Source organism: Armatimonadota bacterium (assembly GCA_029907255.1).
Taxonomy (GTDB): Bacteria; Armatimonadota; UBA5829; order DTJY01; family DTJY01; genus JAIMAU01.
The window spans coordinates 155,990-167,564 of record JARYMF010000001.1; the positions used below are offsets into that span (position 1 = coordinate 155,990).

At 45.7% G+C, this 11,575-nt stretch carries 7 protein-coding genes; 2 read left to right on the forward strand and 5 right to left on the reverse strand.

Annotated elements, in window-relative coordinates; translation table 11 throughout:
* Positions 1-31 precede the first annotated feature (31 nt).
* A complete protein-coding gene (locus QHH26_00620; protein MDH7480459.1) occupies positions 32-2,095 on the reverse strand; it encodes a heavy metal translocating P-type ATPase in 2,064 nt (687 codons plus the stop codon).
* 60 nt (positions 2,096-2,155) lie between these two features.
* On the opposite strand from QHH26_00620, the gene QHH26_00625 reads away from it, so the two are divergent.
* A complete protein-coding gene (locus QHH26_00625) occupies positions 2,156-3,685 on the forward strand; it encodes an endo-1,4-beta-xylanase (protein MDH7480460.1) in 1,530 nt (509 codons plus the stop codon).
* A 341-nt stretch (positions 3,686-4,026) separates the two neighbouring features.
* Positions 4,027-8,097 carry a M6 family metalloprotease domain-containing protein gene (locus tag QHH26_00630; protein ID MDH7480461.1) on the forward strand — a complete coding sequence of 1,357 codons (4,071 nt, stop codon included), beginning with the start codon at positions 4,027-4,029 and terminating at the stop codon, positions 8,095-8,097.
* A gap of 135 nt (positions 8,098-8,232) precedes the next feature.
* Here the strand turns inward: QHH26_00630 and ruvB are convergent, their stop codons facing one another.
* From ruvB to QHH26_00650, 4 genes are all read right to left on the reverse strand, one after another.
* Positions 8,233-9,246: a Holliday junction branch migration DNA helicase RuvB gene (gene ruvB, locus QHH26_00635; GenBank protein MDH7480462.1), complete on the reverse strand. Its 1,014-nt coding sequence runs from the start codon at positions 9,244-9,246 to the stop codon at positions 8,233-8,235.
* 68 nt (positions 9,247-9,314) lie between these two features.
* Entirely contained in the window at positions 9,315-9,947 is a 633-nt protein-coding gene (locus QHH26_00640; GenBank protein MDH7480463.1) for a Holliday junction ATP-dependent DNA helicase RuvA, read from the reverse strand.
* A 14-nt stretch (positions 9,948-9,961) separates the two neighbouring features.
* Positions 9,962-10,486 carry a crossover junction endodeoxyribonuclease RuvC gene (ruvC, locus tag QHH26_00645; protein ID MDH7480464.1) on the reverse strand — a complete coding sequence of 175 codons (525 nt, stop codon included), beginning with the start codon at positions 10,484-10,486 and terminating at the stop codon, positions 9,962-9,964.
* A 111-nt stretch (positions 10,487-10,597) separates the two neighbouring features.
* Positions 10,598-11,410 (reverse strand): hypothetical protein, encoded by an 813-nt coding sequence (locus tag QHH26_00650; GenBank protein ID MDH7480465.1) that lies wholly within the window; start codon positions 11,408-11,410, stop codon positions 10,598-10,600.
* Between the last annotated feature and the right edge of the window lie 165 nt (positions 11,411-11,575).

The following is an 11,575-nucleotide window of genomic DNA, read 5'->3' on the forward strand; positions in this document are numbered from 1 at the left end:
TTTGATTAATTAAATATCAACGCGGATACTTCTATCGCAGACTTCCTAATTTTAGCCTTCTTAGTAGCTGCGCATTCACAGCTACAATTATTGTGCTAATAGACATAAATAGCGCCCCAAGTGCTGGTGAAAAGATGATTCCTTTATTGGCAAAAACGCCAGCAGCTAGCGGCATAGCAACAACATTGTAACCAGTAGCCCAAAAGAGGTTCTCAACCATCTTTCGATAGCTTGCTTGGCTTAGGCGGATAATCTTTATGATATCTCTAGGGTCGTTGCGAACGAGTATGATGTCACCGGATTCAATGGTAACGTCTGTGCCTGCGCCAATTGCTATTCCGATGTTTGCCAAAACAAGTGCTGGAGCATCATTAATGCCATCGCCCACCATTGCCACACGTCGTCCTTCTTGGCGTATTTGTTGTATGCGTTTCGCCTTGTCTTCAGGCAGCAAATTGGCGTAGTATTCATCAATTCCAAGCTCCTCAGCAACCCATCTGGCGACGTCCCAGCTGTCGCCGGTCATCATGGCGACTTGCAAACCCATCCTTTTGAGCCCCCTCACCGCCTCTTGAGACTCGTTGCGTATTACATCCGCTAGGGCAATTGCCGCTTGTATTTCATCTTCATTTAAGACAAACACTAAAGTCTGACCAGCTCTGCGGGATTGGTCAATTGAATGTTTTAGTTCTTCTGGGATATTGAGACCAAGTGATTCTAGCAGGCGAAGCCCGCCAACCCGGATGGTTCGTCCTCCTACCTTGGCCTCAACGCCAAGCCCAGGTAGCGCCTTGAAGTCCACAGCATCAGGAATACTAAGATTACGCGCCTGGGCTGAGCGCACCACTGCTTGCGCGAGTATATGTTCTGAGTCCTTTTCCACTGCTGCAGCTTTTGCTAGAACCTCATTCTCGTCTAAGCCTGCAACGTGATAGATAGCGACAACTCCATACTCACCCTTGGTAAGCGTGCCGGTTTTGTCAAAAACAACCACATCAAGATTTCTTGCTTGTTCAAGAGCAAGACGGTCACGAATCAGTAGCCCATTACGCGCCGCTAGTGAGGTTGAAATGGCAATAACAAGTGGAATTGCCAGACCAAGTGCATGTGGGCAGGCAATAACAAGGACAGTTACTGCCCGGACAATCGCGAAGGTACCTCGTGGCTCGTTTGCGAATGGCTGAGGAGGTGACGAGAGGGTCCAGAAGGTCAACGTAAGTACTCCAGCGCTGATAGCGATTATTGTTAACCAGTATGCTGCGCGGTCGGCAAGGTTTTGAGCCATCGAGCGTGAGCTTTGAGCTTCCGCAACTAGACGCATGATTCCCGCAAGCATAGTTTCCTCTCCAACTTTTGTCACCCGCACCCTTAGCGAACCATTGCCATTCACTGTTCCAGCGATGACTTTCGACCCTGGAGATTTGCGCACAGGCGTGGATTCACCAGTAATCATTGCCTCATTAACGCTGGATTCTCCGCTCACAACTTCACCATCTGCTGGAACTTTTGCACCAGGGCGAACTAGTAGCAAATCACCTTTCTGAATATCGCCTACCGAAATGCGTTCTATTGTGTCATCTTTAATTCGTTCAGCTTCGTCGGGCATAAGTCTTGCTAATTCTTGAAGCGCACCTCTTGCTTTTCCTACTGCCTGCATTTCCATCCAGTGGCCAAGCAACATTACTGTAACCAATGTGGAGAGCTCCCAATAAAGTGCCTTGCCTAGTACAAGACGAAAGGTTGTGAGGGCGCTATACACGAATGCAACCGTAATGGCAATAGAAACAAGCGTCATCATCCCTGGTTGGCGAGTTTTTAGTTCACCAACTGCTCCATTAAGAAAAAAGATTCCTCCATAGAAGAAAATGATTGTTCCAAAAAAGAACGATATATATTCCGACCAGTGGGATGCTGGTGGGCGGAAGCCAATTAGCTCTTGGACATCTTTAGAATAAACCAACACAGGAATAGTTAAAATAAGCGCAATCCAGAACTTGCGCCTGAGCAATTCTATATTATGCGCTGCGTGCCTGTCGGACACAGGACGTACCCCTGGCATGCCATGAACAATATGATTTTGGGCACTATGGTTCATCTTCTATTTCCAAAACATTACAAGTGGTTATATAATTTTTAACAAACCATGGGGGGAGACATGAGAAAGCTAATAATTTTCTTTCTATGTTTGATTAATCTTACCCATATCAACGGCTTGTTAGCTGATGAGGTCCGAAAATTACGTGTACATTTTCGCGATGTCCAAGGCGAAAGGTTGTCAAAGGATTTTATACAGCGCTTCCATTGCAGAGACTTGTCGGACGAGCCATGTCCAACGCGCACTTATGTTCATGATGGATATGCGACTGTGGTGCTTCCGGATAAACCCATCCAAGTTTGTGCTTTGATTAAAATTCCTGGTTTTGGAGAGGTTACTATCTATGCGGATGGTAAGGGCAAGGGATACTCAAAGCCAGGTGACATAGACTTTGTAGAGGAAGCCGCTGCTACTCGATTGATGCGGGTAAGAGAAGCTCTTAAGCGTGCTGAACATGAGGGCATTCGAATGCCAAATGAGTTTTACCGTAAGTTGGCTGACGCGGAGAAGGCACCACCATACAAATCTTTGGCAGTAACGCTTGCTGCTGGTGAGGAACTCACACTTGCCGTTTCTAAGCACAGAATAGAGAAAATGGGTGTTCATCGAAGAGGTTTCTATTTTGGGTGCAACTCATTTGGACATCCGGCGAGGGGATATGAATATGATAAGAGATTCAAGGAAATTTTCAACTTTGGTATAGCACACCTTTACCTTAGTCATTATGCGCCCACGGAGACTGTACGTAATTTTGATAGGACGGATTTAGAGGTCAATTGGTTAAGCTCAATGGGCATGGCAATAAAATTGTGCCCACCTTTTTACCTTGCGGCTAGTGTGACTCCAGAGTGGCTGAAGAACAAGCCATATTCTCATACCCGACGGGCCGCATACAATCTTGTGAAACAAGTTTGTGCAAGATATGCTGGGAAGGTTCAGTTTTGCGAGATAATGAATGAGGCGCATGATTATTCAAATTCCCTGCGACTCAAGCCAGAGGAACTGACGAATCTAGCTAAGGTGTGTTCCAAAGCCGCACGCGAAGGTGACCCAAATGTCCAGCGCATAATTAATTGTTGTCACCTTTGGGGCGAATATGCGGCAAAGCCACCTAAAACGGGTCCACCTAAGCGATCACCCTATGCGTACCTCCGAGATTGTATTAGATATGGTGTTGATTTTGAAATAATCGGTTTGCAAATGTACTATCCTGAGTACGACCTTTTTGAGATTGACCGCCTTCTTGACCGTTATGCAAAGTTAGGAAAGCCGATCCACATTACTGAGATGGGTTGTTCTTCATCGCCAGGAATTGACCCGAATAGCCAAAGGAAGAGAGCTTCAGCAGGCTGGCATGGAGATTGGACAGAGGAAATGCAGGCAGAATGGGTAGAAGCTATTTATACAATTTGCTATTCGAAACCCTATATAAAGGCAATTTGTTGGTGGGATTTGGCGGATGCTGTTTCATTTTGGCCATATGGTGGATTGCTGAGGGGCGACTGCTCTCCAAAACCTGCTTATATTCGATTGAAAGGTTTGCTTGAGAAATGGGGTTTTATTAAAAGTTATGCGGACGATTCGGGGTAAATCTAATATGGCAAAGCAATTACAAAAACTTCAATAGCTGCACAACGCAATAAGTGCTTGTTGTGCATAGAATAAGCGCTTTTCACTTCTTTCTATTTGAAAATATGCGGTATTACTCCAAATGGTTGACATCAAACTCTCTCTAGGTTAGAATATCCTAGGTTTTATTGAGTTACAAAACTCAGTGATAAAACCTTTTGAGTTAGTTCAATTTCAATGGGAACAAGTGTAGAGTGTACTTAGGTCAAACAATGAGATATCCCCCGAACCTTTGACCACCGGCGAATATTGCAAGGGGTCTTCCTGATTTATACATTCATTATGCAGAAAGAGGAAAAGTTATGAAAGACCAAAAAAGACGTTTACCTCTCTGGCTTGCGGCGGTTGCACTATCAATTCCATTGACAATTTTGATTAGTTCATTTGCTTGCAGTGCTTTTCTGAGAAATGTGCCGCAAACCCTGGTGCAGCCAAACGGAGAAGTGCTCAAATGCTTTTGCAGTGGGGATGAGCGTTACAGGTGGCTACATGATGCGGATGGATACGTTATCGTCCGCGACCCCAAAACTGGCTTCTATACGTACGCTTTTGAGACAGGTGGCAAGCTTCTACCATCACGCTATGTAGCCGGGAAGGTTAACCCAGCTGCCGTAGGATTGAAAAGGGGAGTAATGCCGAACTTGCGGGGCATGCGAAAGCCATATGCATTGTTCATGCCGAGTAGGATTCGGCCTGTTCGGCCAGCACCCAGCACTGGGACCGTCAATAATATTGTCATTTTTATTAGATTTTCAGACGAAAACGAGTTTACAGACAAGATTTCTACCTATGACAATATGTTCAATCTCACAGCTCCTCTGGCAAACTCGATGCGTAATTACTACACCGAAGTTTCATATAATAAACTGTCGGTAAGCACAACTTTTTATCCGCCTCCAGGAGAAACCGTTGTCTCATACCAGGACTACAATCCTAGAGCCTACTACCAGCCCAAGAGCGAATCAAATCCTATTGGCTATACTGACCCTTATGAAGATGATGGTTTGGATATGGCTACAAGAGAGCATATCCTCTTGAAAAGCGCTATAAACACAGTAAAAAGATATATTCCTTCCGACTTGGTTGTTGATTCAGATGGCGATGGATATGTAGATAACGTATGCTTTATTGTCTACGGTTCGCCGGGCGCTTGGAGTGACCTCCTGTGGCCACATATGTGGACGTTTACCCCTGAGTTCGATGGTGTCACTCCGCCAGAAATCAATGGGAAGACCGTGGGAACCTATAATTTCCAATTGCAGAGTTATCTTCTCGAATCGGGAGGAGTCGGCGTGCTTTGCCACGAGATGAATCACTCGCTTGGCATGCCGGACCTTTATCATTACGAATTCGACGGGCTTTATCCTGTATGGCTCTGGGATATTATGGAATATAACACCGATCCGCCGCAACACATGGGCGCTTATATGAAGTGGCGGTATACCAGGTGGATTGAAGAAATCCCAGAAATCGTTCAAGCTGGCACTTATTCTATTCAACCAATAACTTCTCCAACAAATAACTGCTACAAAATAGCTTCGCCTTATTCTGATACACAATATTTTGTCGTGGAGTACCGCAACAATAACAGACCGACGTTTGAAAGCATGCTGCCCGGGTCAGGATTGCTTGTCTATCGAATTAACACCGAATGCGATGGAATGGGAAATGCTTTCGGACCACCTGATGAAGTATATATTTATCGACCTGGAGGCACCATCGAAGAAAATGGAAACCCTGATGACGCTGCTTTCTCCTTAGAAGAAGGCAGAATTCAAATTGATGATACCACTGACCCCTCGAGTTTTCTAGCGGATGGTAGTCCAGGTGGCTTAAAGATAAGCAACATCGGAAGCGCCGGAAGCACAATCAGTTTTACAGTAAGATTTGGCAAAGTCGAAACTCCTGTAATTATTCCTAACGGGGGTACTTACAGTACGCCGCAGAATGTTACTATAACTTGTGGCACAGCGGGTGCTACGATACGCTATACTACGGATGGAACTGACCCAACGCTGACTAATGGCACAGTTTACGAAGGGCCAATAGTTGTTGATAGGACATTGACCCTTAAGGCAAAGGCTTGGAAAGGCAATTACGAGCCGAGTGAGATTAGTTCAGCATATTTTGTTATTCGTCAGCCGACAATTTTCCGCGTCAAATACAATGCGCCTGGAACAGTGCATGACGGCACGACTTGGGAAAAGGCATTTCTCACTATCAATGATGCGCTTAGCAAATGCATAGATGGCGACCAAGTTTGGGTTGCCGCTGGAACCTATCAGGAACGTCTTACGATTAGGGCCGGCATTAAATTATATGGTGGATTTGCGGGTACCGAGACTTCGCTCGCACAAAGGAAACCCAGCACAAATATAACAATCATAGATGGCGGCAAAGAGGGCAGTGTGGTTACCTTCTTGCCCGGCGTTGGCGAGAACGGCCGTATAGATGGATTTACCATTAGGAACGGCAGTTCCACGGTTGGGGGCGGCGGAATCTTTTGTTACTACGCCTCGCCAGTGATAGCTAATAATGTCATTACTGGTAACACGTCTTCCTATGGAGGCGGTGGAATCCACTGCCAGTATCAAGCATCGCCAACCATCACTGGAAATACAATCACTAACAATACTGCACTTCATGGCGGCGGAGGCATTGGTTGCTATTACTCGTCCACGCCTACTATTACTGGCAACAAGATTAATGGTAACACAGCTACTAACGGCGGCGGGGCTATTGGCTGTTACTATTCGTCCGCAGCAACAATTAGAGGGAACACAATGGCGGAGAACTCCGCCTATCAAGGAGGAGCAGTTTTTTGCTATACCTCAGATGCAGTGATTTCTGGCAATACGCTAACTGCGAATAAGGCGACATCTACAGATGGTGGCGGTATAAGCTGCTATCGATGTTCGCCAACTATTTCGAACAACACAATCAAAAAGAACAGCGCGAAGATTAGCGGCGGTGGCATTGCATGCGAGGTTGACTCATTACCGAATATTATGAACAACGTTATTGCTGATAATACTGCTTCTAAGTTTGGAGGTAGTATTTACTGCTACTTCGGTTCAAGCCCGATTATCGCAAACAATACCATCGTTGGAAACACTGCATCCAGCGATGGCGGAGGCATCGGTTGCGTCGAAAGAAGCGGCGCGAGCATTGTGAATAATATTATTGCATTCTGTTCGTCGGGTGTATATTCATACAATTCATCAGTGTATATGCAGACGAACTGTCTCTATTCGAATGGAGCATATGACTACTCGGGGATTACTAACCCAGTGAGAGATATTCTAGTGGATCCATTGCTAGTGGATAGAGTTGGCGGCAACTATCACATAATTCCAACATCACCGTGCGTAAACGCTGGTAGCAATGGCGTTGTTGGCGACGGATGGAAGGATCTAGATAATCAAGCGCGCATTAGCGGAGAAACTGTCGACATTGGAGCTGACGAATACAGGCCGCTTGCTCCAGAGAACCTCAGTCTGACGCCAAGCAGCGGCGGCATTGCGGTTGGTGTCAAGACTACCTTCACAAGTAAATACTCGGACAATGAGGGTTATGCTAATCTTGCTAATTGTTACTTGTTGCTAAACACAACACTTAGCCAGGTAAATGCAGTATTTGTCAGGTACGATGCAAATGCAAACAAACTGTATGTGAAGGATGATGCGAACACCACGTGGGTAGAGGGGGCGGCTCCCGGTTCGTCGGTTGTTCTCGAAAACAGTTACTGCAAGCTTTATTGTAAAGAAACAACAATATCATTTGCCGGCGCTACGGTGATTGTTAACTGGAAAATAGAGCTGAAGCCTTCAATGAATGGCAAGACTGTTAAAGCTTGGATGCTTTGTTATGATGATAGCGGCTTGCGCGATGGTTATGATCAAATGGGCAGCTTTATGGTAAGTCGTGCGCCTGTAAATGTGAGCTTGTCTCCATCAACAGGCACGCTTGCGATAAGAACAAAGCAAACGCTGGTGAGCCGATATTCAGATGCAGATGGCTATGGAAACTTGGCTAATTGCTATCTGTTGCTAAACACAACGCTTAGCCAGGCAAATGCAGTATTTGTCAGGTACGATGCAAATACAAACAAACTATACGTGAAGGATGATGCGAACACCACTTGGGGAGAGGGTGCGGCTCCCGGCTCGTCAGTTGTGCTTGAAAATAGCTATTGTAGGCTTTATTGTTCTGAAACCACTATTGTTCGCAGAGAGACATACCTAGACGTAAATTGGCGAATTGAATTTAAGTCAACAATGGCAAACAAAAGCTGTAAGGCTTGGATGCTTGTATACGATGATGCAAACACACGCGACGGCTGGGATCAAATGGGTGCTTTCACAATACAATAGTAAAATTAAGATATTGAGAGATGTTTTTGGGGTGGGGGCATAGCTCCCGCCCCAAACTTTTTAGAGCAAAAACTCATGCTAGATTAATTGCTTGATGCCGTTTATCGATTTTAAGTGCAGAATTTGCTCGCGTACTTAGGGTGTGAGTTTGAGTTGGGGTCCGTTAGCTTCGGGTCCTTTGAATGGGATTCCCAAATGTTCATATGCAAGGTGGGTTGCCTTCCTTCCGCTAGGAGTGCGATTTAGAAAACCTATTTTGAGAAGGTAAGGCTCAACCATATCAACTAGTGTATCAGTTTCTTCATTTAGGGTTGCCGAAAGCGCTTCGATTCCGACGGGTCCACCATTGTAGTACTCGATTATCGTTCGGAGATAGCTTCGGTCGAGTTTATCTAGTCCGATTGCATCAACCATTTCTCTTGTTAGGGCTATGTCAGCGATTTCGCGTGTTATGATGCCGTCGCCTTCGACTTCGGCATAATCCCGTACGCGTCGGAGGAGCCTGTTGGCGATTCTGGGAGTACCCCGCGAGCGGCGGGCAATCTCCTCAGCACCATCTGGCTCGACCCTTACACCCAAGAGCTTCGCTGACCGCTGAACAACCCTAGTCAGTTCCTCGGGCGAGTAGTAGTCCATATGCGCAAATATGCCGAACCTATCTCGCAATGGCGCAGACAGCATGCCTGCTCGAGTTGTTGCTCCCACTAGGGTGAACCGCTTTAGCGGAATTTTTATTGTCTTAGCATAAGCACCTTTGTCTAAAACAAAATCAACTTGAAAGTCTTCCATTGCGGAATAAAGGAATTCTTCGACTACGCGTGACAGACGGTGGACTTCATCGATGAAAAGTACGTCGCCGACCTCTAGGCTTGAAAGTATACCCATAACATCCTTTGGCTTTTCAAGTGCTGGACCGGACGTGGCGATAATGCTGGCTCCCATCTCGGCGGCGATTATGTGTGCTAGGGTTGTTTTGCCGAGACCAGGCGCACCATGAAGAAGTACGTGGTCCAATGGCTCTCGCCTATTCCGTGCAGCGGTGATTGCAATCCTCATATTATCTACCACTGCAGTTTGGCCTATATACTCGTCCAGCGTGCGTGGCCGCAGGTTCCATAAACTGCGGTCCTCTTCCCCCAGATTTTGCATGCTTGCTTTTTGTTGCGATTCTGCGCTATCCTTCGCGCTTATCGTTTTCTGTCGTGCCATGGTAGTTGCTATCTCATCAGCTTTAATTCATAAATTTGCTGAATTAGTTCCTCGCAGGTCTTCGGCTTTGAGGGCGATGTCTCAATTGCCTGTTCCACCATTTGCTGTGCTTCAGAGCGTTTGTAGCCTAGTTGAAGAAGCACTTCTACTGCTTCGGCTTGGATGTCTTCCTTCGGCAGCGGTTCAGCAGCAAGGGCTTCGTCTCTTATCAATGCGAATTTGCCGGCTTTTCCTTGAAGGGTTGCGATAATCTGACGTGCTTTTTTTTCACCAATTCCAGGTAGTGTTGCAAGCCCTTTGTGGTCGCCATTCTCAATAGCTTCTGCTACTTCATGAAACGAACGAGATAGTGCTCGGACGGCGGTTTTTGGCCCCATGTTCGTAACCGTAATAAAAAGCTCAAAGAACTCGCGCTCTATCTCATTGTTAAAACCAACTAGACGAGGAATGAGCTTTGACTGGTTGTTTTCGAAGTAGTGATAAGTTACAAGCGTGATATCTTTCCGTTCCTCATCGGTCTTTTTGAGTAGTCCCTTCATCACAGGCGAGGGAACCATAACTTCATAGCCTATGCCATTTGACCATATTATAACTTCCGATTCGCTTTTTGGAATCAGAGTTCCTCGGATATACGAGATCATTTTTTTATTCCTTGTCAAAGTCCCTGAATCGGGTCTTGATTTTTGCCTCGCCTAACGAAATGACAAAGCGCTGCCGCAAGCGCATCACTCACATCAAGCGGCTCCGGTGGAGTTTTTAGGTTAAGTTGTGCCTGGACCATGCGCTGAACTTGTTCTTTGCTTGCTCGCCCATTGCCCGTCAGAGATCCCTTTATGTGAGTCGAGGCATAGCTGAAGACAGGGATCTGGTTCAAAGACGACGCTAAACATATAACACCTCGCGCATGTCCCATCATAACTGCGACTCTAGGTCTATCATAGTGCGTATAAATCTCTTCCAGCGCAAGTGCTTGGGGACTGAAGTCTTTTATCAATTCCTCAATTCCGTAGAAGATTGTAGACAGTCGTTTCTCTAAAGGTAGTTTTTGAGATATGCGGATTACGCCTCCTTCAACGAGCGCCGGCTTATCGCCGATGACTTCAATAATTCCATATCCGGTAACGTTTAGCCCGGGATCAACTCCCAGTATGCGAAGACTTTCGTTACTTTGGGCTGCCAATTGGTCTATCCTTCGTTCTGAAATCGTACATTTGTTCTATATATGCGCACAACCATTGTAACACCTGAGCGATGTGATTGTAAAGTGTTGCTTGCCTTATGTGTTTGAATGTTACTTTGGAGAACCTATAAGAACCAAAATACGGGAATTCGAGAGAATACCAGTTTGGCGCTTTGCTTCCAGAATACGGGCAGAATCTTCAGTATTAACCATTATGTCGGTTGGCGATTTCTTATTCTTTCCTAATGCTCTTATAACAATTGGATGAGCCCTGTTTTTTTTCGGGTTTAAAGCTTGCTTAGCGTCGTTTGAGTAGGCTACTATGCCCATTTCTGCCGTGTCTAAAATTTTTTGACCTTCAGGATTGAATATTACAGGAAACAGGCACGGCTTCAAGTCAATGCCACGTGCGTCTATAACTAATCCTGGCGGCAGCTTATTGTTTAAGTTAGCTACTCTTTCATTGGGCGTTTTGGGAGATATAATAGTTGCAATGCCGTCTTTGCCCCACAGGGTTGCCTGAATAATTATCTCATAAGAGCGGTCGCAAAGTTGCTTTCCACTTATTATCTGTCCATTCTTCACAAAATCTTCGAGTTTTAGCCGTATCTCTTCAGAGTTGCTAGCGAGATCTTTGACGTATGTATTTCCTGAAACGCGCACAGAGTTTGTTACTAGAGCAAGATTTCGATAGGCACGTGCGATTGCAGCGGCGCGAGCTATCTCCAATGCCTCAGCTTCGCTCTCAACGTCGCCGGGGAGGTTGCAAACGCCAATGGCTTTGATAATTAGGCGTTCCCAGTTGATCCATCCACCAGCATCTGGGAGATTTTCAACAGCGGGATTCCCTTTGGGAACAAGTAATACTGTGGATGTAAGCACCTGTATAAATACAATTGGTAGAAAGAGAATGTTTGCCTTCATTAAACCTTACATTAAACTAGTGTGAACCTTTCTTTCTTTTCGCTGATTGCAAGGCTTACTCCTTCAATTTTAAAAGGATAAGCCGGTTTTATGTCATTCTATAGCGATCAAAAATTAGGTTTGGGCTGGATACCGAAATGTTAAGTAATTGATGAATTGTGACAA